Origin of the sequence: Paenibacillus residui (assembly GCF_042677205.1) — a bacterium.
Taxonomy (GTDB): domain Bacteria; phylum Bacillota; class Bacilli; order Paenibacillales; family NBRC-103111; genus Paenibacillus_L; species Paenibacillus_L residui.
Map to the genome: position 1 here is coordinate 1 of NZ_JBHTIU010000070.1, position 25,738 is coordinate 25,738.

Sequence of the window (25,738 nt, forward strand, 5' to 3'; positions counted from 1 at the left end):
TTCCTGTATGCACCTTTAACCTTTATTCCCATGAATTTTTCGACAAGAACTTTTCACTGTCCAGTATTGGTCTATAGATATTAATACGAACCTGAAATCCCTCAAGGGGGCATCCGTCAGTGATCCTATTCAAACGGGCCAGACCTTGCAGACCGATTCCATAGAAGTATATCGTCTGAATGTGGATCCGCAGGGTAAAGTGACTGAGGGTTCGCTGATAGATCCAAGCGAGTACAATAATCTTTCCGACAGTAACGAAGTGAAGATTGAGTTTGGAGACATTGGTTCAGCTTATCAAATTCGGTATACAACAAAGGTTGCCGATCAGAATGACGGACCGATAACATTCAACAATAAAGCAACATTAACCAGCACTGAAAGTGGGGCTCAATCTGCGGAAGCCAGTATATCTGTACGGCGCGGAAAATTACTGGAAAAAGAGGCAGGGCATTATGATCCGATAACCCAAACGATTACCTGGACGATTAAATATAATTATGCCCAGAAGAGCATCCCGCCGGACAAAGCAATTCTCGAGGATACTTTTACAGTAAGTGATGGACTGAAGGAAGCATCCTTTAAAATAATGGACGGATCCTTTAAAGTAGAGAAAGTAACGATCGATCCGAAAACAGGCAAGGAGAGCGGCTTCGAAACCGTTACTGAATCCGTCTATTATAAAGTCGACACTGAAACTAAAGACAACGGCTTTACACTTCAATTCCTGAAAGACTTCGATTCCGCTTATAAGATTCAATATGAGACCAAAGCGGAAGGTCTTGTTATTAAAAACGGCCAAATAGATAATGTGGTTGAATTTGACGGCAAGGTAGGTTCAGATTCTCAATCTATTGAGCAAAGGGCTATTCGCAAGTTGCACGGCAACGTTAATTACAAAGAGAAGACTGTCGACTGGACCATTGTAATAAACGAAAATGGATACAAGATGAACGAAATCGTTGTTAGGGATGAGTTTACCAGTCGCGGGCTAGAGTTGCTTCCAGAAACCGCACGGATTAAAATCGGAAACTCCGAAACAAGTGCAGTGACGGATATCGTATATTTGGATGGCCATGATTCGTGGGATGCAGGTTTTGTGATCAATGATTTAAAGGATCAAGAAATTACTTCCAAAATTACTATAACCTACACCACGAAATTCAATTTTAGATCTTTAATAGACGGGAAAACATGGTTTGAAAACAAAGCAACCGTGTATTGGAAGGATGGAAACGAGAAGTATGAAGGATCTGTAACAAATAATTTCAACCCGGATCAATACACCCAAAACAACGGCTTTAAAAATGGTTCCTACAACGCCGAAGATAAAAAAATCACATGGGAAATTGGCGTGAATTACAACCTGGATAAGATTGAATCTGCTAGTGTAGAAGACTTTATGCCGAAGACTCCGGAGCAAAAGTTTGTAGAGGGGTCTCTTACAGTTCATCATATGGAACTTACAGGAGGACGGAATGGAGTCAAGAAGGGCGATAAAGTCGATAAGGGCGAGTATAAAGTAGAAGACATTACAGATGTCGATGGAAATCCAGGATTCAAAATTACGTTTGAGTCTATTAATACCCCCTACCTCATTACTTATGAAACCTCTCTTGAAGGGACGCTGATTGACGAGGAGTACAGCAATACAGCATGGCTTAAAGAAGGCGATAAACTATTAACCACTTTGCCAGCTAGAGTAGGGATTAATCATGGAACGGAATACACCTATAAAGAAGGTGAGCAGAAAGGCGCCAAGATAGAGTGGAAAGTTTTCATTAACCGCGGGCAATCCCAAATTCCGGCAGGAGCTAAAATCATTGACACGCTCAGTGTAAACCAGATCCTGCTTGAGGACACATTTAAGCTTTATGGAACAACGATTGCGGCAAATGGAGTAGTTTCGAAAGATGAGAGTAAAGTATTAGTGGAAGATCAAGACTATACTCTCGAATTCAATACGGATGCCGGGGGTCAAGAAACCTTTGAAATCATATTTATAGAAGATTTTAAGTCTGCCTATGTATTGGAATATCAGTCGTTTATTAACGCTAAGCATAATGACGTCGTTAAGAATGAAGTTGAATTCCAAGGAAACGGAATTGCCACTGATAAAATGACCTCAAGCAAGCCCATCCAAGTAAAACTGTCCGGTGGATCAGGTACAGGAAGCGGCGAGCTTGGCAGCCTTACGATCACCAAGGTCGATGCTGACAATTCATTCAAAACGTTGGAAGGCGCCGAATTCTCGCTTTACTTTGCTTCGAATGGTAAGCTTATTAGAACATTAACAACGGGAACAGACGGAAAAGTAAAGTTCGAGAATCTTTTGTTTGCGAAATACATCTTGAAAGAAGATAAAGCGCCAGAAGGATATATAATTGAAGTTGCTGAACAACCAATCGAAATTAAAGAAACGATTAAAGATGCTGAGCTTACAGTAAAAAATAAGAGCAAGGATTCTCCAGAACCAAGCCCAAGTCCGGAACCGACACCAAGTCCGGAACCGACACCAAGTCCGGAACCGACACCAAGTCCGGAACCGACACCAAGTCCGGAACCGACACCAAGTCCGGAACCGACACCAAGTCCGGGACCGACACCAAGTCCGGAGCCGACACCAAGTCCGGAACCGACACCAAGTCCGGAGCCGACACCAAGTCCGGAGCCGACACCAAGTCCGGAACCGACACCAAGTCCGGAGCCGACACCAAGTCCGGAGCCGACACCAAGTCCGGAACCGACACCAAGTCCGGAACCGACACCAAGTCCGGAGCCGACACCAAGTCCGAAGCCAACACCAAGTCCGGAACCGACACCAAGTCCGGAGCCGACACCAAGTCCGGAGCCGACACCAAGTCCGAAGCCAACACCAAGCCCGGAACCGACACCAAGTCCGGAGCCAACACCAAGTCCGAAACCGACACCAGGCTCAGACCCGGGTCCGGACCCTGAACCAAGTACAACACCGAGCCCAAGTCCGGTACCGGGACCAAGTGCGACACCAAGTCCAAGCTCGACACCAGAACCTGAAGAATATCCGATTATATCACCTGTTGAATCTGGTAATGAGGATAAGGATGACGATCCGACTGATAATAATCAAACGGATAATGATCAAGAACCGGAAGACAACCGGCCGGATGGGAATCTGCCCGACCAAGAAATAGCCGATCAAGAAAAATCGGATAACGAACAGAATGCTGACAATGCTTTGAGCCCGGAGGCTTATCGACCTACAGAGCAGGAGACAAGCGATAACCCTGAGAATAAGGAAGATTCCACCGGGAAAAATGGATTGCTGCCGCTGACAGGAGAAACGATGCCTATTACACCATGGGTAGGATTACTTCTTTGTGCCGCAGCCGTGGTGCTCTGGTTCAGACAAAGAGCTTCGAAACGCTAAGGGTTCACCAAAATCCGTTGCCTGAAATAAGGCAACGGATTTTTTTACGCAGTCGGCTGCTCATTCTCAATTTACGCAGATATCTATGGCTCAAAACCAGAATCAGTGCGTCGTCAGATAGGAAAACTAAATTAAGATGCAAATAGGTTTTCTTAATTGCTTATATCATCATAATCGGGCATGATTTAGGTTAATGTGGTTAATTAAATGTCGGACAGGGCGTTCCCTCCCAATAGAGGGCCGCCCTTTTTGAGGTGCGGTAGAAATATGATTTGGACTGGATTTAAAGCTTCGGAGGCACTTTCTTTCGGAACGGAAGGAAAGCTTTTTTAATGGAATGTTCGCACATTATCCTTCACTAGATTTAAAAGAGTGTCTTCTTTAATAGGTCGCAATTGGTTATAATTGCCTATAGCTGAATAATTCTTCGACAGGGGGCAAAAGGTTGAAAAAGAAGTATATCGTGTTCGGGCTCGTGATTATTGTGGCTCTTCTGGCAGCGGCTACCGCTCCCAAGAAAGATGATTTTACCAGGTGGATTAAGACGCAAGTCAAGAAAGAGGCGGATAATGTAATCGTTTCTTGGGGCATAGATTTTCTTGGAGATAAGCTGGACGGTCTGATCCAAAGCACAACGACCTGCTCGAACTATGTTGTTTTCACGGTCTGTGAGACCAAATTTACAGATAAAAACAAGATTAAAGCTTTAGGCGTATTTAATAACTTCCTATCTTTACACTGAGTAGAAAAAGAACCTCCCGTTTCACTTCCATAGTGGCTCTGGAGGTTCTTTTTTATGTTCATCATTTATGGGCTATATTTTCCATAGTCCGGTTTTCAGATTGTTGACTTTTTTTCAGCCTTCGGGTTTTCAGCTTATGTTCGCATGAATTGTCAGTAGTTTTTGTTAAAAGAAGAAGGTAAGATCAATACTGTCGCTGGAGTTGGCCGCATCTGTAATCACCGGTATTCCCTATCGGGGTTAAGGCCGTCTCTATGGCGGTGTTGAATCCGGCAGAGTAGAATCTCATCCGGTTCCCAATGTTCAGCTTGGCTGAATCTGTTCACTAGCTACTCTTGTCTGTGCAAGCGGTTAAACGAACAGCCACTATCATCAGGAAGAAGAAAGCCAGAATGGTGAAAATGATTTCATTAAGCGAAGGGGAGAAGAAGTAGATGAGAAAGCAAGTATGGGAGAAAGCAACTAAAACGGCCGCCGCAGCAGCTCTGTTGGGCACTGTATTGGCAGGATGCGGCGGTGGCAGTGCTAACCCGGGGACCGAAAAGCCGCCGGAATCGTCGGGGCCGACCAGCCATCCTCCGGTCAAGCTGAATATGATGGTCGATTCCCATCCGAACTGGCCGTACAAAGAAGATTGGCCGATATACAAGTACATTAAGGAAGCGACAAACATTGAATTCAATGTGCAGGCGCCGCCTAACGATTACGGGACGGCCATTAACCTGGCAGTGTCTTCGGGCGATATGCCTGATCTCATGACGATCACGAACCTGGCTACGGCAAATAAACACGGGAATAGCGGGGCATTCCTTAATATCTTCGACCATTTGGACGAGATGCCGAACTACAAGAAGTTTCTTGAGGATCATCCGGAAGTGAAGCAGAGGGTCATGTCCGCCGACGGTAAAAGCTATTACCTTCCGCTCTATGGACTTGAGAAGGAGTCCAGGCGTTCATGGCTGTATCGATCTGACGTATTTGAGAAGCATGGTCTGGAGCTTCCGAAAACCTACGATGAATTGTACGAGGTAGCCAAAAAATTAAAGGAACTGTATCCCGACAGCTATCCGCTTGCGATCTTTGGCGGCATGAGTCCGCTCGGCAACATGGCGACAAACTTCAATACTTTTAACTGGCAGTATTACGACTATGACAAGGATGAGTGGAGATACGGCCCGGTTGAAGAAAATTACAAGCTCATGCTGACCTATTTGAACAAGTTTTATAAGGAAGGGCTTATTCCGCCCGATTTCATGTCCATCCAGCGGAAGCAGTTCCAGGACCTGTTTGCCCAGGAGAAAGCTTTCATGGCCGTGGATTACATTGGGTCCATCGACCAGTTGATGTCTCTTCTCAAGGATCAAATTCCGGGCTTTAAAGTCGAGTTTATGCCGCCGCCGGCCGGCGGACCTGAAGGAAAACCGCTGAATGAATATTCCGGTTTTATGCCTAAGGGTTGGTCAGTAGCGAGCAATACCAAGAACAGGGAAGCCGTTCTGCGCTATCTGGATTTTCTGTATTCCCCGGAAGGCATTGAACTGGTGAGCTGGGGCAAGGAAGGCGAAACTTACATTGTGGAGAACGGGGAGAAAAAAATTAACCCGGAATATACCAGCTTCGCCGACTTAAGAACAAGAACAGGGATTGCCACCTACGGATCATTTACGGTTCATGACATGGAAGGCTTCTTCAAAATGTTCTCTCCTGAAATGCAGGAGGGGTTGAAAGTGATCGACCAATACTCCTTAAACCCTCAGCAGCCGGTTTTTGCCTTTACCGATCAGGAGAACGAAGAGCTGGGCATTACAGGTGAGAGCATCAAGAAATACATGGAGGAGAACGTCGGGAAGTTTATTCTTGGTCAGAAATCATTCGATGAATGGGATGCCTATGTCGCTGAAATGGAAAGATTAGGCGTTCAGAAATATGTCGACATCTACAAAAAGGCACATGACCGGGCGAAGAGCCTCATGGACAAATAATTATACCTGCCGCCTATAAGCATGCATGCTTATAGGCGGCGGGAATACTGCAATCCGTTGCTCCGGCTTGTTGGAAGATGCTGAAGTTCCCGTCCGGCTTATCGAAGGATCCAGGGATAAGGTTATAAATCTGATTCAGCTCTCGTGCTTATAGGAGACTGAAAGGGATCTCTTATTCGGCATAAGACGGGGCCGGAAAGAGAAATACGCGCAACAAGGAGATTGTAAAAAAACTATGTCAACCTCACGTCCTGCTATAACTGATGTTCAATCGAAGCCTCTGTCCAATACATCATTGGGATATAAAATTAAGCGCGACCGATATCTCCTGCTCATGGTTTTGCCCTGTGTGCTTTATTACATCATTTTCAAGTATGTGCCGATCTTTGGGATAGCGATTGCGTTCAAGGACTATAACATGTATAAAGGGGTATTCGCCAGCAATTGGGTGGGCTTTAAATACTTCCGTATGTTTTTTGACAGCCCGGATTTCTTTCCCATTATCCGCAACACCTTCTTACTGGGCTTCTATAAGCTGCTGTTCGGGTTTCCGGCTCCGATTATTTTAGCCCTGCTGATTAACGAAGTAAGAAACTCCTTCTATAAAAGGTTTGTGCAAACGGTCAGTTATTTGCCGCATTTTATTTCCAATGTTGTAGTGGCCGGGATCGTCGTTATGTTTCTGTCCCCGTCCAGCGGAATGGTCAATCGCCTTCTGGAAATGTTCGGTATGGACAAAATCAATTTTATGGTTGAAGCCTCCTGGTTTCGGACGATCTATGTAACCAGCGATATATGGCAGCATGTCGGGTGGGGAATCATTATTTATTTAGCCGCATTAACGGCGATCGATCCTCAATTGTACGAGGCGTCGAGGATAGATGGGGCCAATCGCTGGCAGCAGACCCTGCATATTACTTTGCCGGGAATAGCTCCGGCCATCGTTATTCTATTAATTCTCGATATCGGAAAGATTATTGAAATCGGCTTCGAGAAGGTATATTTGTTATCCAGTCCGGTCACCTATGAAACGGCGGATATTCTCAGCACATATGTATATCGTACGGGTCTGGCCAACGGAAATTACAGCTACGCGACCGCCATTGACCTGTTTACCGGAATTATCAGCTTTATCTTTATTATCGGCGCGAATCAAATCAGCAAGAAGGTAAGTGAACATAGCATCTGGTAAACGGTGCGCTCAAGGCTTCCGCCAAATCCGGGCTAAACGTGCGAGCAGGTGTTAGCTCGGCACTCCAACCCTACCTTCCAGGTCTTGTATCGAATAAGGAGATTGCTAAATGAAACAACGCTTAAATTGGTTTGATATCGTGAATGGAATCATTTTATTGGGAGTAGTGTTCCTCTGCCTATACCCGTTCATCTATATGATTGCGGTCTCGCTAAGCGATGATATCTACATATTGAAGGGAGAAGTCTGGTTCTGGCCCAAAGGCTTCACTCTGGAAGCCTACAAATATGTGATGGCCGACGGGAGAATCTTTACGGGGTATAAAAACACCTTCATCTATGTCACCCTGGGAACAGCGGTTTCCTTGCTGCTAACTGCATTAGGAGCCTATGCTCTGTCGAAGCCAAAGATGGTTTTCCGCAAATCGTTAATGCTGATGATTGTATTTACGATGTTTTTCGGCGGCGGGATGATTCCTACATTTCTCGTAGTGAGAGAGCTCGGACTGGTTAATACGATTTGGGCGATGATTCTGCCGGGGGCTATTTCAACCTGGAATTTGCTCATTATGCGAACGTTTTTTGCAGGCATTCCCAGCGAGCTGGAGGAATCGGGCAAAATCGATGGCTTATCGGAAATCGGTATCTTCTTTCGGATCGTGCTGCCCTTGTCCAAAGCCGTGCTGGCTACGATCGGGTTATATTATGCGGTAGGCATATGGAACAACTTCATGGGGCCGCTTCTCTACTTGCGGAACCAGGAGCTGTTTCCCCTTCAGGTCATTCTGCGAAATATCGTCTTATCCGGCCAGCTGTCCGGAAGCGAGGGGCCCACGGAAATTGTCGTCATTGAGGAAGCGATCAAGTTTGCTACCATTCTGGTGTCCACCCTGCCGATCCTGATCATTTATCCTTTCATCCAGAAATATTTCGTTAAAGGTGCGTTGATCGGTTCGGTTAAAGGATAACGCCGGGGTCCGGGCCTCGGGTAGGCTTGGGGGCCTGGAAGGGATGCACTAGTTCCGGGCAGCCTCGGCGGAGCCGCCAGAAACCGCATATGCATCGACAAACAGGGGATAGGGTCGTAGGGTGATTTTAACGACCCCCTTTAGGGGAAAGTAAGGGGGCCGCCTTATAAGCCGGTCTGTATAACGAAACATAGAAATGTTATTTGGGCAAAATGGAACTTCTCCATTTTGTAACGAAACTCAAGATCGCTATTCACCAAAATAGAAGGTCACAGCACAGCTTTTCGCCCTGATAACGATCCTGAGTTTCGTTATATTTGAAATGACATCGTTTTTACGGTAATAGCGGTTCTCAAATTCGTTAGCAGAAATGATCTGCAGCTGTTTCTCAATCGTTTTGAAACTACTTTTGAGACAGTCCCTATGTGACGCTGAGTCATGCTAGCCATTTTCTTTTTCAAAAAGAAGGGTTTTGCGGTAGTCGCCCGGAGGCTGGCCGGTCCATTTCTTGAACATCCGGATGAACGAAGTGGAGTTGCGGTAACCAAGCCGTTCACCGATTTCCTTGATCGTCAGCTCCGGCTTGGACAACAGCTCCTTGGCCGCGCGAATTCTTACCCGGTTCAGATGCTCGGTGAAATTGTGGCCGGTCTTTTCCTTAATATAGCCGGATAAATAAGTGGAGGACATGTTCAATTTATCGGCAAGCAGATCCAGCGAAATATCCTCTTCATAATGGTTCTCCAGAAAATTCATAACAAATTCGATAATGTCATACTGCTCTTCCCGTTTTACTTTAATGGTCCGAACCGATCTGGAAATAAACTGGCTGAGCACCCGCTTGTATTGCTCCGTAGTTATACATTCCTGAAGCTGGGCCAAAATGTCGGCCGGGGAGCCTTCGCAAGGCACTTTAAGCAGCTCCATCGTTTTCCAGGTCTTCACAATCAGCGTTTCGGCGAATCTGGACAATTGTTCCGAGGTAGCCTGATGCTTGTCCATCGAATCGAGCATCCGGGCAACGAGATGGTTGCAATGGGCATCATTGCCGGCCTGGACATTGACGTAAAATTCATGTTCCTGCTCCGGCGTAAACATGAAATGGGAGTCCGTCTGCGCCAAATCCCATATGATTTGCGTTTCTTCCACCGGCCTGGCCTGGCGGATCATCATTAATGTCTGCTCGTACGCTTTATCGAAGTCGGAGGACTGTTTAAAGACGGAGCTGACGGCTACGGTTACGAGATAGAAATTCCGGTCGAAGTCAAAGGTTTTCTTTAAGGCCTCGATGCTGTTCTGCAGTGGCTCGTCTCTCTTGTCCGTGTGAATGATGGACAGAATCTGATTGTTCTCCATCTGAAGAGTATGCGATACGGGAAAGGACTTCCGGATATGCAGCTGAATAAATTCACAGACGCGAGCCGCTACTTTTTCCTGCCGCAGAAGCGCTTGATCCATGGCGTTCTTCCGATAATGAAGCCGATACAGCACGAGGATAAAAGTTCCTTCTCCCACCATAAACTCCCGCGTAATGGGAACATCGCTATAAATTTTTTTGAAACGGGTCATATAGCCGTAATTGGTTAACAATGATTTATTGCTGATCAGCTTCTGGTTCATCTGATTCCGTTCCTGGAACAATCCGTCCATTCGGTCGTGAATCAGATTGAATTCATTGATGCTGCTGTGGTAGGCCGCCGGTTTCTTGCCCTGAACGAAGCTGGAAATGATCTCGCGCACCGGACGGTGGATGCTGCGGCTGAAGAAGAAGGATGCGGCGATTCCGATCAGCACGGTGACGGCAAACAATAACACGGCCATCCAGTTTAACTGCTGCAGGGTGGCATTCATCGTCTGGTAAGGAATAATGGAGACATAGGTGGCTCCCGATTCTTCCCCCTTCTTAAAGAAATAGTAAGTGTGATCTTGAAGCAGCCACTTCTTGCTCCCGTCCCATTCCGGGAGGCTGCGCTTGCCGGCCGATTCGGACGAAGCCAAGATAACGCTCCCCTGCGGGTCGAGCAGAAGAAGCTCCGATTGCGGGGTCCCGCTGTAGGCCTGGAGCAGCTTGTTCGCTTGAATAAAGGCAATGATCTGGTAATCCCGATGCATCGTCTGGGCTATGACCGGAAGAAGGCTGGATGTGTTTTGAGTATGCTCGTTACGGAAGTTGGCCGCCGGGAAGATAGAGAAAGAAATCGTTTCCTCCCATTGCTTCTGAAAGAAAGAAGCCGGATAAGAATTACTGATATAAAAACGGGAGAACATACGTTCTTCCAAAACAAGCCCTTCCTTTTCGATCAGAAAGGAAGACCCGGGATAATAAATCATTAAATTCTCCAAATGATAGTAGGGATTCGCCACATCATTCCGAAGCTGGTTCACTAAGTTCGTCATCATAAGGTAGTCCAGATCCTGCAAGCTGCCCGAGAGCGACTGTCTATAAAGCGCTTTCACATTGCTATCGTGATACAAATTGAACATAAGCCCTTTCAAAGAGCGGAATTGATTCTCCAGCGTTTCCGACGTATTTTTCATCAGGGATAGATTATGGCTTATAATTTCTCTCTCGACATTGCGGGAGTAAAGGTACAGGGACCATAAATTATAGGAAGCCAGTAAGATGATAATAATTAGAAAGTTAATCAATAATTTCATAAATAAAGAGTTGACCTTGAAGTTAAGACCTGAAAACCGGAACATGCTGACACTCCCTATGAGTATGGTTTTTGCTAATTATAACTAATCCCGGCGCCTCTATAAATGAACACTTTTTAGGATTGCTGACTTTATTTCAGGTTGAATCCATACAACATCGATATATTTGCAGATGCAAATAGGGCCGGATCTGCCCTCCGGGACAAACTGATCGAAGGGGATAACGGCCTTAATTTCAAGAGCAGCCAAGAAGTTTGGTTCGGCGTCCGGGGTAAGCCGAAAGAGAGGAGCTTAATACAGCGCTAATGAATCAGCTCGCTTTCCTGGGCCTTCTTGATAAAACGTTGAGACGCCCGGTTGATCGATTTTTTCAAGGCTAACCCTATAAGAAGGGTGATTCCGACATAGGCGGCCATCATCCGCAGGTCGAGAAGGATAATGTCCCATAGAATTCCGCCGACGGCTTCACGCATCATACTGATAGCATACGTGAAGGGAAGGTAAGGATGAATCGCCTGAAAGAATGGGGGAGTCACCTGGATCGGGAAGGTGCCGCCGGAGCCGGCCAGCTGCAGAACCAGCAGCACGATGGCCAGCGCTTTGCCGATATTGCCGAATACGGAAACCAGAGTATAGACAATGAGCATAAATACTGCGCTAAGCAGTGCGCCGAAGAAGACGAACCAGTCCTTGTTGACGCAATAGGTTCCGAGCAGAAACAAATCGCCCAGTGTCACCATCAGCGATTGCAGGACGGCTATCGACATGAAGGTCAAATATCGCCCGAAGTAAATTTGATAGCTCTTGTAGCTAAGTTCGGGATGATGAACCTCTACCGTCAGCAAAGAGACCAGGAGCAGAGCTCCTACCCAAAGAGATAAAGTAGTGAAGAAGGGGGACATGGCCGATCCGTAATTCGGAATTGGAAACAGCTTATTCTCCTTAAGCACGACCGGTTCGGCGAAGAAGCTGCTTTCCTCTTCCGCATTGTGCTTGAGCAAATCAATGATTTCCGACAGGTTCCCCTCGCTCTCCAATTGCCGGATAAGGTCGGCAAGTGCTTTGATCCTCGCTTCGATGACCGGAAGATGCTGCTGGACGGCTTGCAGCTCACGGCCCCCGAATGCCAGTCCGGCAGCCGCATCGTTAATAATCTTCTGAACATCCGGAATGCTGCGGGAGGCCTCTGTCAGAACGGTATGAGCCTGCTCGGCCGCCGTTCTCGCCTTGTTCAGCCCTTCCAGAATGAGGGGCTGGATCTCGCTGTCGTATCGGTTGAGCAAGTCTCCAATCCAAGCGGAGGCATCCTTGGACAATTGGTTTAAGCTTTGGACCAGGTCGTCAGCCGGTTTCTCTCCCTTATCTATAGCTTCCCTGATCCGATTGACGGCTGCCGCCTGCTGTTCAAAATTCGTCTTGATCTGTCCGAGCCTATCGGTCACGAAAGCGAGCCGGTTGCCGCCAACCATGCTGTTGAGCCTGGCAAATAGCGAGCTTGTCTTGTCGGTGATGTCAATGGCTAGGGCCAGTCTGCGGGAGGCCCGGTCGAGGGCTGATTTCACTGCAGTTGGGTCCGGCTTCTCTTCAAGCAGCAGTGCAGTCAATTGCTCCGTGGCCGTCGCCGTTTGCTGCAGCAGCGCGAGATCGTTCTTGATGGAAGGGCCTGCTGCAGCCGCATTCTCTCTGCTCCGGTCGAGGAACTGGCCTAACCGCTCGGTAAAATCCTGCCCGTCCTTGGCCAATTGGGCGACAATCGGTACATTCTCCTGAGCTTTGAGGACAATCTCGTTAGCCTTGCTCAGGTCTTCCGCAGCAGTGGCGACCGTCTGCCAGATCTCCGGAAACATCGCTTCCAACTTGAAGACAAGGCTTCTAAGCTGCTCGATAGTCGGAAGCTCGCTCTCCAGCGTCACGCCGATTTCATTGAAAATTTGAAAAACGGTTCCGTTAGCAATCTTGATAAAGTTGCGGCTAACTTCCTCTATAATTCCGCTGGCCCCTTTAGACGTAATTTTAGGGGAAATGGCATTGATTTTCTCATTCACCGTATATTCAATCTCGGCCTTCTGAGGATGGTCCGTCAGAATTGACGCTATCTTCTCGGAGAAGTCGGAGGGAATCGTTATGCTCGCATAATAGTCTCCATGCTCAACTCCTCTGAGTGCCGTCGGTTCATCCGCGAAGATCCAGCCGATTTGACGATTATCCCTGAGCGAGGCAATGATTTCCTCTCCAATGTTGATCGGTTGTTCTCTAATGACCGATCCTGCATCGTTATTGGAAACAGCCACGGCCAGTCCTCCCGTCTGACCATACGGATCCCAAGAAGCTTCGATGTTAAACCAGGCGTATAGGGAGGGCAAGAAGACGAGTCCGGTAATAACAATTAATGCCGCCCAGTTGGTGAAAATATGTTTAAGGTCGCGAAAGTAGATATCTCGAATAGTTTTCATGGAAGCCACCCAAATGGTTTTTCGTTAGTATCTCTGCTTTCGCTGCCAAACATACCCTTCATTAACATGATGTCAGCCGGAGTTTTCTACGTCTCTGTGGAAAAAGCCCTCCAGTCGCCCCGCATAGAATAAAGGAAGGGCCCGCCCTCTACGGCCAAGCCCTCCTTATCAATTATTCGATGCACGTTTCACAAGGTGTGTCCTTTAGAAACGCTTGGCTTTATCAAACACTTTGTACAGCAGGGTAGCAATTTGCGCCCGGGTACCTTTGGCCTGCGGGGCCAAATGCCTGTCGCTTAATCCGCTCATGGCATCCATTTTAATGTTAATGGCAACCGCTTGTTTGGCCCAACCGCTGACTTCGCCGGCGTCTTCAAAGCGGCCTAACAATGCATCCACTTCTTCATCAGTGATGGACATATTCATTCCAAGCTGCTGTCGCATCAGCCGTTCCAGGACGACAGCCATCTCCTCACGGGAAACCAGTTCGTTTGGTTTAAACCGGCCGTCCTCATAGCCTTCAATTAACCGGTGCTGGGCCCCGAGCAGGATATCCTCGAAGTACCATTCTCCTTCATGAACGTCGCTGAAGCTTGGGTAGAAGGACAGGCTATCCAACGGCAGTGCATTGACCAGCAGCGTAATGAATTCGGCGCGCGTGATCGGCCTATCGGGTCTGAAGGTACCGTCCTCATAGCCGTTGACAATGTTTTTCGATGCTAAATATTCAATATAGGATTGTCCCCAGTGGCCTGCAATATCAGGGAAGGTGATCGCTGTCTTCATGATGGCGATATCGCTGTTTCCATGGATGACAATCTCTTTAATGTTGTCCTTGGTGGTGCTGGGAACCAGTTCCCATCTTTGATAGATATCGGAGAAATCGTAGGCATTAGCCTGTTTGAGCTCCTGCTCCGATAGCTGGGTGGGGAGCTCGATCATCCCCTTGATGGAATAGGTGTCCGACGCCCAGCCGTCCGCTGTATCCAGGCCTTCCAGCGAAATGGAATATAGATTGGAAAGCGGCTCATAATTGGACGGAACGTTGGTTATCAAGTCCGCGTCTTTCATCTCGAAAGAGGCTTTGAATGCGTTCGACTTAATATCCCAAGGGTCGACGGTGATTTTGCCGTCAGGCGTTTCCGCAATAATCATACGGGCGTTTCTTCTTAAATATTCAAGCATGCTCTGATCGAACATGACGTAATTCGGTTGGCTCGAATATTTGCCGCTGGCAATCTTGAAGATAATCCTGTTGAAGTTATTTCTCGGCTCCAGATGCTCTTTAAGCTTGGCATACGTAATATTGGCGTCCGAAGGGGTACCTATCGACACAATCATATCCCCATCCAGCAGATAAGGGCTTAGAGGCTGCCCCTCCTGCTCCGGGCGGGTCCTCGTAATCCAGAAGGTGTAGGTGCCTGAACCTCCTCCATAATAATTCTGCACCTTGACCTCTATTTTGTTGTCTCCATAGGCCAGCGGCAATTCCGGCGACAGCTGAAGATTATTGACATTATGCCCGTTAACCGTAATTGAATGGATTCCTGTGCCTATCGGCATCATCTTGATGGCCGTTATGCCCGATTCCACCGTCGCATGGTAGTAGGAGACATTCTTGTCGAACTTGGGACTGTAGGTCACACCGGGTATAACGATGGTGGACAGCTCATTGGGATCGTAAGTATAATCTCCTCTGCTTACGATGAAGGTGTAGGTCCGGGAGGCTCCCCCATTGTCCGGAACAACCTCAATGTTCACACTATTTTCTCCAAGGTTAAGCGGAATGGATACTTGTTGATTGGATGAATAATAAGTGTTGTTAATTTTGATTCGGGCCCTTCCGGTCGTCACAGGAGTAAAAGTAAAATTCGGATTTCCCGTATATCCCCGATAATAGGTTTCGTTCGGATGAAAGCTTCGATCCAGCGCGATGTTGGGAGAGCCGATTGAAATCAGGCTGTTATCCCCGATCGGTCCGCCCGGATCCGTCTGCCCCTGAGCCAGCCGGGTAACGACAATCGTATAGTAGCTCAGGCCTCCGTTGTTCGATCTGGCTTCTATCGTAATCGTGTTTGTTCCTACGTTGAGCGCAGCCCAGTAATATTCGCCGCTTGCTACCGGTTGCCCGTTTACCTTGACCGATATATTGGAATGATAGATCGGGCTTAACCGGAAATGGCTCACCGGGTAAGTGACGGTTGAAGAATAGCCGCTAATATTGGACTGGAAGCTCTTATCCAGGGAGAGGCCCTCGACCAGAAGATTGCTCAAATAAGTATTGGGATCGCCGATGGTACCGCCGATGCCGCCACCGCCGTTTCCGATATCTCCGTAATCCGAAGGCAGCCTTGTAATCATAACGTTATAGTAACGAATATCCCCGCTGGAGCTGCGTACTTCAATGGCGACGTTATTGTCTCCGGTCTTGAGGGGGATATCGTGGAAGCTGCCGCTCTGCACCTCTTTTCCGTTAATTTTGGCGGTAATGCCGGACCAGAATGAGACGCTGATTTGCAGGTTGGAGGTGCTGTTATTGACGGTAGCGTAATACTTAAGCACGTTGGAGTCGAAGCTCCGGTTCAAGGTTCCGCTGCTCAGCGAAAGGTTGGACAAATAAGCGAACTGCTGGCTGCCCCCGCCTGAATGGCCGCCTCCGCCGCCTCCGGGGTTTTGGTTATTATCGTTATACGACAGCCGATTGATGTTAATCCGGTAGGTCTTTTTAATATTATCGTAGGATTCGACCTCAATGGCTACTTCGTTATTGCCTATCGATAGCGGAACGGTATAGAAAGACCCGCTGGCCACCTTGGTTCCCCGAATGGTTACGGAGCGGATGTTGCTGCCGTAGGTAGGGCTGACCTTCACTTCGGATACATAATTATTGACTACAGAAGAGTAGTAAGTGACGCTCGGATCGAAAGCCCTGTTCAATGAAGCCCCTTCCAGATAAAGATAGGATAACCCGTTCTTGTCGGCAGCGGATCGGTCCAGATGGATAGTATAGACCTTCATTTCGTTGGCGGAAGAGGAAACTTCAACCATCAGGGAATTGATCCCGGTTATCGGAATGGCCGCGGGCACTCCGCTCGATACTATTCGTCCATTAATTTTCACGGTTAAGTCCTTCAAATCGGTTACGGCTGTAACGTTGATAAAGGACAGAAACTCGGGAATTCTGGCCGTGTAGGAGGTCACCTCCGGGTCGAACGGCTCATTCAAGGATGTCGCATCCATAAACAAATTAACGAGACCTATATTTTTGCGGGTCACGTTGACCGTATATAATTTGGAGCTGCCGTTGGGAGCAATGACGGAAATCGAAATAATATTGGAGCCTACCATCAGCTCTACATCCCGGGAAGAGCCGCTGCTTATCGACGTTCCGTTAATTTGGATGGTTGCATTTTTATCCATGGCGGTAGGAGTGACCCGGATAGAAGTTTTATGGTAGGGCACATCCGCGGTATAAAATACATTTAACGGCGTAAATACGGGAGAAAGCGAATAATTTTCCAGGACCAGATTGGCCAGGGACAAGCTGTAATTGTTGTTGGTATCGGCATGGGCTGTCGGAACAGGGGCGCCGGCCGCCAACGGAGACAACAGAAGAGCGGAGCATAGCAGCACCTTCCCGATCCACGACTTTCGATTCTTTCTCATAAGGGATCTATACCTTCTTTCCTCATAAACTTCCTTGGCGATTTGCTGGGAAACCATAGTTATCAGCTGCTACCGTTATAAGAACGGATACGCCCTATACAAGGTTTTGAATAAACCTTCTATCGTTATATATCGGCCGAAGGAGGAAAAAAACGTAGATATCCGATATAAAAATGAGTGCAAAAGACAAGCAAAACGGCATGTCTTTTTTAGAAAAAGCCACGCAATGCCTGATTCTAAAGCGATAATGCAGGTCTTTGGAGCGATTTTTGCGAAATCTCCCCATTTTGTCAAAAAGACCTGCACATTTGATCGTCTTTCGCCTTCTTTTTTGAAAAAGGCACGATTTTAATGCACTTTTGCTCGTCTTTGTGACGTCCTTACGGATCTGAATGCGACCTTCATGCGTAAGGGATGGGTACTTTCCCTTGGCAGCAATTAAGAAAAAAAGCCGCATTCCTTAAATTAAGGAGTGCGGCGTTGGAAGGATACGATAGTTTAAATTTATCGATGCTCCGGAGAGCACCTGTGGATGCTTACTTGAAGTCCTCTCCCGTCAGATAATGGTAGAACGGTTTATCTACCCAGAAGGTGTAGTTGATGACCTCTATGTCCGGAGACAAATTCCGGAAGCCTTCCGCGATCGACTCGGAATCTTCCTGTAAAGTAAAGGATTGGGCGTAGTAATGTCCGTCTACAATTTTGTTATTCGCAATAATTTCGTAGTCGTCTATTTCCGTCAAGGAATAGTATAACGGCTGCCACCATGAATGGACGATTAAACCGGTTTGGTCTTCGCTATTCTTCTTGGCGTACTGCAGAATAACGGATTGGAAACGTTCCTTGTCCCCTGCGTTCTCGAATTCGAGCGATAGATCGTATTCCTTGGCGGAGAAGATATAGTTTCCGTTAGCGATTTGAGTCAGCTTATTCGTCTCGGATTCCTCGGGCTTCCCCCATTCAGCCAAGTGAATGAATGCGGAAGTTTTCGGTTCCAGCTGAACCTTGGCATTCAGCCCTTCGCTGCGGAGCAGCCCTACAAGCTGGAGGGCATGCTCGATATTCGAATGCCCGTATGTAAGGGACAGGGAATCAATGAAGTTCGGATCGAAGCGCGAATCCTTCAGATTATAGCCTGTAACGAGCCCGTTCTCCAGAGCGTTGTTGACGATTTGCTGCAGTGCCGGGGCTTCGATAATATCCGAAGTCCGATATGCTTGTGCAAGCTTCCCGTAAATATCCGGGTCGTTCACTTCTCCGAGGTAATGCTTATATTGGCCCTTCAGAGCCAAAACTTTCCCCAGCAGTTCTTCCGTAAAAGCTTTGGTCGCCGGAGGATTGCCGGAGAAAATTCCGTAATAAGCGGGAGCAATGAGTCCATTGTCAACGGCTGCGGCAATTTCTTGTGCGGCCGAGAAATCGAAGGCGGCCGGATTTAACCCCAGCTTGGAGAGGGCTGCCTCTACTTTATCATTGGGATAGGTATAGGCCAGCTCCTTCAATCCTGCCGCTTTGACCGCGATGAAGGCGGCCTGGAGAACATCGAGTCTGCGGTCCGCATGGACCTCGGAAGCGGTCAGGATGCCTTGTTCATGAAGCGCCACCGAGGCAGCATAGGCAGGATTAGCGGCATCGAGATCGGTGAAAGGAAGCGGCGCGTTCTCCGAGGGCCGGATATTCAGAGCTTGGGCGACAGCTTGAATGAAGTCCCCTTTAGTGATGGAATCGCCTATTTCGATCTGGAATTTTTCCTTGAGAAAGAGAGCATAATTTTCCTGCGGGCTATGGACAGATAGCTGGGAAACCTGCGCTTGCGATACAGCCTCGCCGTGAGCCTGCTGTCCCGGAGCGGCAAACAGTACAGCCAAGGAAAGGGAGGCGGCCAGTATCGACTTGGAGAGTGAAGCTTTGATGGTGCTCATCATTAATTCCTCCTGACAAAAAGTTTACAAATCATATTATTCCGATTAGAAATATAGGAATCATAGCCAAGATGATATCCAAAATTGGCGGTTGTGTCAATAGAAGCGATTTGGGATTGCATAATGGGATTATAAGAAATATAATGACATATAATATTTAGAATATTCGAAAAAAAGCGTTGAAGAGAAAGAGTAGTTGGACCCACTTCTTTGAACAGAGAGCTCCGGCAGCTGAGAAGGAGCAAAGAAGCATCCGGCGAATATGGTCTCTGAGCTGTGCATCGAACCCATCCGGCAGTAGGCTGCACCGGGCGCGCCCGTTATAGTGCTAGGGTATACGCACCTAAGTGCCGTACCTGAAGAGGTCCATGCTGTGAAGTATGGATGAATGCGGGTGGTAACACGTGAGATATAGGCTCTCGTCCCTTATTAGGGGACGGGAGTTTTTTTGTGGGGTTACTACAATATTTCAATATACTGGAGGTCATGATCATGAGTGTTTTTATTGGGGGCGCTTGGCCGTATGCTAACGGGTCGCTGCATTTGGGACATATTGCAAGCTTATTGCCGGGCGATATACTGGCGCGCTATTACCGGCTAAGAGGGGAGGAGGTGCTCTATGTCTCCGGCAGTGACTGTCACGGAACACCCATATCGATCCGGGCTAACCAGGAGGGGGTTTCCCCCGAAGTTATTGCGGAGCGTTATCATAACGAGTTTGCCGACTGCTTCCGGAAGCTTGGCTTTTCTTATGATCTATACACCCGGACGGATGAACCGTTCCACCATCACCTCGTCCAGCAGCTGTTTCTCCAACTATTGGACAATGGATATATTTACAAAAAGGCGATTGAGCAAACCTATTGCGAAGCCTGCTCCCGTTTTTTGCCGGACCGCTATGTAGAGGGACAGTGCCCTCATTGCGGCCAGCAGGCCCGCGGAGATCAGTGCGATTATTGCTCTAATCTGCTGGACCCCGGCGATTTGCTTCATAAAAAGTGCAAGCTGTGCGGGAGCCCTCCTGTTACTAGACAGGACGATCATTATTTTCTGGCTCTGTCCAAATTTCAACAGAAGCTGGAGGAATACCTAGGCGAGGCGACAGGATGGAGGGACAACGCGGTTCAATTGACTCGAAGATATTTGGACGAAGGACTTCATGACCGGGCGGCGACCCGAAATTTAACCTGGGGAGTAGATGTTCCTCTCGAACGCGACGGCGATAAAAAAATATATGTCTGGATCGAAGCAGTCAGCGGATATCTGTCAGCCAGCATGAGGTGGGCGCAGGAAACCGGTGGGAGCTGGGAGAACTACTGGTCGGAGAAGACCATCGCCTATTATGTTCATGGCAAGGACAACATTCCGTTTCATACACTCATTCTTCCTGCCCTGCTTATGGGGGTGGGGCGCCATCTGCACTTGCCGGACAGAATCATTTCGAGCGAATATTTAACGCTGGAAGGAAAGAAGATCTCGACCAGCCGGAATTGGGCGGTATGGGTGACCGACGTGATTCAGCGGTATGATCCGGATTCGCTGCGATATTTTCTGACGATTAATGGGCCGGAGAACCGGGATGCGGATTTTTCCTGGAGGGAATTCATATACAGCCACAACAGCGAGCTGCTGGGCGCTTTCGGCAACTTTGTAAACCGAAGCCTTAAGTTCATTGTCCAATTCTTCGATGGACGTATTCCGGCTGGCACTATGGAGATAAGCAAGAAGCCGGAGATCGTGGAGCTGTATAACCAAGCGGGCCAAGCCATAGAAGCGGGCAAATTGAAGGATGCTCTGGAGATGATTTTCACTTTCATCCGCAGAGCCAACAAATTTTTCGACGAACGCAAGCCGTGGGTGCAAATTAAGGAAAACCGCCGGCATTGCGCGGATACTTTATTTACATGCGTGCAAATCATAGCGAACCTGGCGAATGTACTGGAGCCGTTCTTGCCCTTTGCCTGCCGGAGAATCAGGGACTTTCTGTCCATCTCGCAGGCGGGATGGCAGTATACGGAGATAGCCCCCGGCACAATTATCCGGTCATTGGAGGTGCTGTTTACAAGAATTGATGCTGCTGTAATAGAAGAGGAAATTGCCCGCCTGGGCAAGGGGTAACTTGGGAAGGGGAAAGGGGCACCGGAAGAAGGAAGGAAAGGGGGCAAGCGGGAAGCCCCCCGAAGAACGTTCCTTACTTCGTGACTATGAAACTAACGATAGTTCCCTGGCCGACAATGCTTTCGATCTGCAGCCCTTGGCCGTAGATTTGCCTCAAACGCCGGTCCGTATTAGACAGACCGATTCCCGAGCGGCCGCTTGAAGGCTCGAGAATATGCCGCAGACGCTCACTCTCGATACCGACCCCGTTATCTTCAATGGAAATTTCGACCCGGTCTCCCATATCGGTTATCCGAATGCGAAGCAGCCCTCCTTCGGACCGCTTCATCAAACCGTGCCGAATCGCGTTCTCCACCAGAGGCTGAATAGATAGCGGGGGGATGACCGGTGCAACATTATGGTCAATCTCCCATGAAACCTGCAGCCTATCCTCAAACCGTTCCTTCTCAATAGCCAGATAGGAGCGGACGAGGCCAAGCTCATGCTCTAGAGGGACCAGCCGCTCGGAGTTCTGAAAGTCAAAGCTCGTGCGTAAGTAATCCCCGAAAGCTTCCAGCATTGTACGCATTCTCGGCATATCAATGTAGCTAAGAGCTACCAAGGAGTTCAGCGTATTGAACATAAAGTGAGGCTTAATCTGTGCCTGAAGCCAGGCCGCCTCCATACGCAGCCGATCGTGCACGGATCTCTTTAACCCGGTCAAAGCGTAAACCCGGGCTTTCAGTTCGGCAGCCTCCGCCGGTTTGGTCACATAATCGTTGGCGCCGGCAAGGAAACCGGTCTGGATATCCTCCAACTGATTGCGGGCGGTCACTAACAGGACAGGGAGCTCCCAGGGGGAGAAGCGCTCGCGGACTTTGCGGGTCAATTCGTATCCCGACATCTTCGGCATCATCACGTCCGAGATGATTAAATCCCACTCTCCCGCTTCCAGCATGGCCAAGGCTTCCTGAGCGCTTGCTGCCGTTACTATTTCGTAAGGTTCGGACGACAGAATGGCCTCCAGTATATTCAGATTGACCGGATCATCATCTACGGCCAGCAGCCTGGGCACGTCCGATGAGATTCGGGAGATAGCAGGTCCGGGAGCCGCCCGAGACGAGCTTTCGCTCAGAGCTCGGGATGGCTCTTCAACACAAGCGGCCGCCGTTTCGCTTTCCGCTTGGGAAACCGAAGGAAGGCCTGGCTCCTCCTGTATAATTGCCGGCTCGGCCAAAGGCAGGGTAAAGGTGAACACGGAGCCCTGTCCCGGGACGGATTGGACCTCGATCGTTCCCCCGTGCAGGTTCACCAATTGCTGGCAGATGTTTAATCCCAGCCCGATTCCTCCTCCAATCGCGGTTATGCTGGAATCACCCTGTTCGTAAGGCTGGAAGATTCTTGTTTGGGTCTCCTCATCCATACCTATGCCGGTATCCTCAACCCGGATCCGGGCCATCCCTTCTTTAATAGAAGCGTCTATGGTAATAGTTCCTTCATGGGTATATTTCACCGCATTATGAAGCAGATTGAACAAGATCTGAATGAGCCTGTTCTCGTCCGCCATTACGGGCGGGAAGTTATCCGGGATCCGATGGACGAAACGGACCGGCTTGCCTTCGGTCATGAACCGAAGCATATCCAGCACACCCGATACCACCGTCTGTACCCGAAGAGAGGTCATGTTCAGCCGGACACGGTTTTCTTTCAGACGGGTCAGATCCAGCAGATCATTCAACTGCAGCGACATACGGCGGCCTATGGTCATAAGCAGGTTCATATTTTTGCTCGTTTTATCATCTGCTGAAGCCTTGCTGTCCAGCACCGCCTGAGCAATATTGAGAATCGCATGCAGCGGGTTGCGCAATTCATGCGAGGTGTTCGCCAGAAAATCGTCCTTCAGCTTATCCTCCCGCTGCAGCTTCTCGGCAAGCTGCTTCGTCTTGGCGGCCGTACGGAAATAACGTCTGAACCAGTAGGTAGCGAAGGCCAGGCAAGCCAGGATCATGTCGACAGGATAATATTCTACATTCAACCAGTCTGATTTTTTGAACACATCCCAGATGATATTGGCCATAAGAGCGGTTGTTCCCAGCAGCAGAAACAAGGCATCTTTATTCCCCCGCAGCGTACTGCGAAGGGACAGGAACGGTACGGCCAGGAAAGCAAATAACAGGTAGACGACCCTCGGAGTTTTGGCCATCTCAACATATTCGGGCGGTGCCCATAGAATAAATAACAAAAATAGAACATATACGATAGAGTACCAATGTAAGACTCGCTTGACGAATTTGCCGGACAACAATCTGCTCACAAATTCGAACAGGAATATGGCCGCTCCCGGGTAGACGATGATTTGCAGCTTCTGAGTCCATTCGTAGTTGAGCGGCAGCCAAACCAGCCATCGGCGACCAATATCGTTAGAATGGCAAACACGATCAAAAAAGAGAAGTAGATCAGAACCTTCTGCTGTTGTGCTATGAAATATAAAACAATGCTGTAAAAAACATGCATCAGCAAAATAGCGCAAACCATTAACTACAGGCCGATAGAGATCATCGTTTCCTTGTTTACCGCGGCCGCCGTTCCGAACTTGATAGGGTGGCTTATCCCTCCATTTCGCAGATTATCAAAGTTGGCGGCGTGTATGACAATTTCTATCTCGTTCCTATCAGTTGTAAAGGAAAGGGTATACGGGATCTCCTTGCCTGTATATTGAACGCTGCTCAGAGCCGGATATCCCGATTGACCTAACAATTGCCCATTGACGAATACCTCGGAAGAGGCAGGAATATCGGGGATTCGAAGGCCAAAGGGCTGTACGCTGTCCGGTTCAACCAATATACGCAGACGGTAGGATCCTGCCCCGAACGTCGGATGCGTCTGCGCGGATTCAGACATAATCCAATTTCCGGGCACCTGAAGAAACCCTTTGTCCTCTTCAGTCAGATTCGTCTGGACAGGGTCCCGCTGGATCAGTCTATGAGGGTAGAATTCCCATTCTCCATTCAGGGTAATGGTATGATTCGATGGCAGATCCCAGTCCCGCAAATCCAATATTCCTTGTACAGCTCGCGGATGCTCGGGAATCGACTGAAATCCCATCCAGGCTAAGCGGATTCCAGTGATCAAAAGCAAGAATAATCCGGTAATCGATAAAATGGTTCTCATTTTCATGATTAATTCATTCGACAAAAATCGTCTAATCCCTCCAAATGCCAGTTGGAATAATGTTGCAGCCTGTCAATGCTAGGGTTACAATCGGAATGGAGTATAGTCTGGTAGTAATAGTGTGTTACAACATGTATTAAATCGAGCCCGAAAATCGAGAAGATTAGTGTCGTTATTCGTTATTTAAACGGGAGGCAGCTGTATCATGAAAGCTATTCTTGTAGACGATGAGCGTCTGGCACTCAGCCATCTGGAGCTATTGCTGCGAGAGATTGGGGGGGTTGAAATAGTAGGGCAATACCAGGATCCCCGGCAAGCATTGGAAGCCGCTTTGGCTCATAAGCCGGATGTTGTTTTTCTGGACGTGGAGATGCCCGAGATAAGCGGGATTGAGGTGGCAGAGAAGCTTCAATCCGCTCTGCCGGATGTCCGGATCATATTCGTTACGGCATATGACGAGTACGCTGTGAAAGCTTTCGAACTTCATGCCTTGGATTATATTCTTAAACCGCCTCGTCAGGAACGGTTGACCAAAACAATTCAGCGGCTGATGGGCCAGCGGCCTGCCGCCCCGCAGCTATCCGTCAGGATACGCAGCTTTCAGAGTCTTCAGATCGAAAGCGGCCCTCCGGAGGCTTCCCAAATTGTTGAGGTCCGGTGGAGAACCAACAAGGCTCAGGAGCTGTTCGCATACTTGCTGCATCATCGGGGGAAAGCCGTGCGCAAGGATGTTCTGCTGGACCTGTTATGGCCGGATGTAGATTGGAAGAAAGGGTTCACCCAGCTCTACACCACGGTATATCAAATTCGTAAAATGCTGACCGCAGCCGGGGTAGACGTGGCTATCAAAAGTTATGAGGAAGGGTACCTGCTGGATTTGCAGCAGGTCAGGCTGGACGTCGATGAATGGGAGAGCGGGCTGCGCAAAGCGCCGCCGCTGACGGAAGCCAATCTACCTATACATATATCGCTATTGGAAGAGTATCGCGGGGATTACCTGGCCGATTATGATTATTTGTGGGCGGAGAATGAAAGGCAGCGGTTAAGAACGATTTGGACTCAGCACGCCATGCAGATTGGCGATTATTTTGTTTCCAATCGGGACTATATGAATGCCATTGGTCTCTATCACCGCATCCAAAGGATTCATCCCTATATGGAAAATATTTACTTTTCCCTGATGCAGTTATATGAAGAGTTAGGTGACCGCAGTTCGGTAGAACGGCAGTATGAGAGTCTGAAGACCATGCTGTCCACCGAATATGATGCGGAGCCGCAGCCCGAGATTAATGAATGGTATCAGGCCTGGAAAGAGGGGCAGGCTCAGAAGCTCGAAGAACATCGGTCCAATTAGCGGCCCGGAGCGGAAATAACAAAATCGGTACTAAAGTCACGGCCCGAGTTTCAGAAAATGTTCAGGTTCACACGGTTTAATAGAGTAATATTCAAATTTTGTCGAATTTTGAGGAAAAACCTTCGTAA

Annotated in this window: 13 protein-coding genes and 1 other annotated feature; of the genes, 7 read left to right on the forward strand and 6 right to left on the reverse strand. The window is 48.4% G+C overall.

What is annotated here, in order from left to right; all coding sequences use genetic code 11:
- Nucleotides 1-79 precede the first annotated feature (79 nt).
- The 5 genes from ACFQ03_RS17900 to ACFQ03_RS17920 all read left to right on the forward strand — a co-directional run bounded on the left by ACFQ03_RS17900 (nucleotide 80) and on the right by ACFQ03_RS17920 (nucleotide 8,289).
- The gene (locus ACFQ03_RS17900; RefSeq protein ID WP_379289912.1) at nucleotides 80-3,406 is read left to right on the forward strand and encodes a collagen binding domain-containing protein; all 3,327 of its coding nucleotides are present in this window, start codon (nucleotides 80-82) and stop codon (nucleotides 3,404-3,406) included.
- 445 nt (nucleotides 3,407-3,851) lie between these two features.
- Nucleotides 3,852-4,148 carry a DUF4359 domain-containing protein gene (locus ACFQ03_RS17905; protein WP_379289870.1) on the forward strand — a complete coding sequence of 99 codons (297 nt, stop codon included), beginning with the start codon at nucleotides 3,852-3,854 and terminating at the stop codon, nucleotides 4,146-4,148.
- Between the two features lie 434 nt (nucleotides 4,149-4,582).
- Nucleotides 4,583-6,130, forward strand: coding sequence for an extracellular solute-binding protein (locus tag ACFQ03_RS17910; RefSeq protein WP_379289873.1), 1,548 nt, complete (start codon nucleotides 4,583-4,585; stop codon nucleotides 6,128-6,130).
- A gap of 235 nt (nucleotides 6,131-6,365) precedes the next feature.
- Nucleotides 6,366-7,322, forward strand: a complete 957-nt coding sequence (locus ACFQ03_RS17915; protein WP_379289875.1) for an ABC transporter permease — start codon at nucleotides 6,366-6,368, stop codon at nucleotides 7,320-7,322.
- A 109-nt stretch (nucleotides 7,323-7,431) separates the two neighbouring features.
- A complete protein-coding gene (locus ACFQ03_RS17920) occupies nucleotides 7,432-8,289 on the forward strand; it encodes a carbohydrate ABC transporter permease (protein WP_144939108.1) in 858 nt (285 codons plus the stop codon).
- Between the two features lie 441 nt (nucleotides 8,290-8,730).
- On the opposite strand, the gene ACFQ03_RS17925 is transcribed toward ACFQ03_RS17920, so the two are convergent.
- The 4 genes from ACFQ03_RS17925 to ACFQ03_RS17940 all read right to left on the reverse strand — a co-directional run bounded on the left by ACFQ03_RS17925 (nucleotide 8,731) and on the right by ACFQ03_RS17940 (nucleotide 18,988).
- Nucleotides 8,731-10,992, reverse strand: coding sequence for a helix-turn-helix domain-containing protein (locus tag ACFQ03_RS17925; protein WP_379289877.1), 2,262 nt, complete (start codon nucleotides 10,990-10,992; stop codon nucleotides 8,731-8,733).
- Between the two features lie 257 nt (nucleotides 10,993-11,249).
- Complete coding sequence (locus tag ACFQ03_RS17930; RefSeq protein WP_379289879.1) at nucleotides 11,250-13,400, reverse strand: YhgE/Pip family protein; 2,151 nt, start codon at nucleotides 13,398-13,400, stop codon at nucleotides 11,250-11,252.
- Nucleotides 13,401-13,604: 204 nt separating this feature from the next.
- Nucleotides 13,605-17,066, reverse strand: coding sequence for a cadherin-like beta sandwich domain-containing protein (locus ACFQ03_RS17935; protein WP_379289881.1), 3,462 nt, complete (start codon nucleotides 17,064-17,066; stop codon nucleotides 13,605-13,607).
- 536 nt (nucleotides 17,067-17,602) lie between these two features.
- A complete protein-coding gene (locus ACFQ03_RS17940) occupies nucleotides 17,603-18,988 on the reverse strand; it encodes a hypothetical protein (RefSeq protein WP_379289883.1) in 1,386 nt (461 codons plus the stop codon).
- A 170-nt stretch (nucleotides 18,989-19,158) separates the two neighbouring features.
- Nucleotides 19,159-19,418 (forward strand) — a binding site (T-box leader).
- 62 nt (nucleotides 19,419-19,480) lie between these two features.
- On the opposite strand from ACFQ03_RS17940, the gene metG reads away from it, so the two are divergent.
- A complete protein-coding gene (gene metG, locus ACFQ03_RS17945; RefSeq protein ID WP_379289885.1) occupies nucleotides 19,481-21,106 on the forward strand; it encodes a methionine--tRNA ligase in 1,626 nt (541 codons plus the stop codon).
- A 73-nt stretch (nucleotides 21,107-21,179) separates the two neighbouring features.
- On the opposite strand, the gene ACFQ03_RS17950 is transcribed toward metG, so the two are convergent.
- Together ACFQ03_RS17950 and ACFQ03_RS17955 are read right to left on the reverse strand one after the other, a co-directional pair.
- Nucleotides 21,180-23,615 (reverse strand): ATP-binding protein, encoded by a 2,436-nt coding sequence (locus ACFQ03_RS17950; protein WP_379289887.1) that lies wholly within the window; start codon nucleotides 23,613-23,615, stop codon nucleotides 21,180-21,182.
- A gap of 8 nt (nucleotides 23,616-23,623) precedes the next feature.
- A complete protein-coding gene (locus ACFQ03_RS17955; RefSeq protein ID WP_379289889.1) occupies nucleotides 23,624-24,280 on the reverse strand; it encodes a hypothetical protein in 657 nt (218 codons plus the stop codon).
- A gap of 181 nt (nucleotides 24,281-24,461) precedes the next feature.
- Here ACFQ03_RS17955 and ACFQ03_RS17960 point away from each other — a divergent pair, with 181 nt between their 5' ends.
- Nucleotides 24,462-25,610, forward strand: a complete 1,149-nt coding sequence (locus ACFQ03_RS17960; protein WP_379289891.1) for a response regulator — start codon at nucleotides 24,462-24,464, stop codon at nucleotides 25,608-25,610.
- Nucleotides 25,611-25,738 lie beyond the last annotated feature (128 nt).

Coding starts and splice junctions, on each gene's coding strand:
- ACFQ03_RS17940 (WP_379289883.1), bottom strand. CDS start 18,988: ATGAGCACCATCAAAGCTTCACTCTCCAAGTCGATACTGGCCGCCTCC.
- ACFQ03_RS17930 (WP_379289879.1), bottom strand. CDS start 13,400: ATGAAAACTATTCGAGATATCTACTTTCGCGACCTTAAACATATTTTC.
- ACFQ03_RS17925 (WP_379289877.1), bottom strand. CDS start 10,992: ATGTTCCGGTTTTCAGGTCTTAACTTCAAGGTCAACTCTTTATTTATG.
- metG (WP_379289885.1), top strand. CDS start 19,481: ATGAGTGTTTTTATTGGGGGCGCTTGGCCGTATGCTAACGGGTCGCTG.
- ACFQ03_RS17960 (WP_379289891.1), top strand. CDS start 24,462: ATGAAAGCTATTCTTGTAGACGATGAGCGTCTGGCACTCAGCCATCTG.
- ACFQ03_RS17915 (WP_379289875.1), top strand. CDS start 6,366: ATGTCAACCTCACGTCCTGCTATAACTGATGTTCAATCGAAGCCTCTG.
- ACFQ03_RS17910 (WP_379289873.1), top strand. CDS start 4,583: ATGAGAAAGCAAGTATGGGAGAAAGCAACTAAAACGGCCGCCGCAGCA.
- ACFQ03_RS17920 (WP_144939108.1), top strand. CDS start 7,432: ATGAAACAACGCTTAAATTGGTTTGATATCGTGAATGGAATCATTTTA.
- ACFQ03_RS17935 (WP_379289881.1), bottom strand. CDS start 17,066: ATGAGAAAGAATCGAAAGTCGTGGATCGGGAAGGTGCTGCTATGCTCC.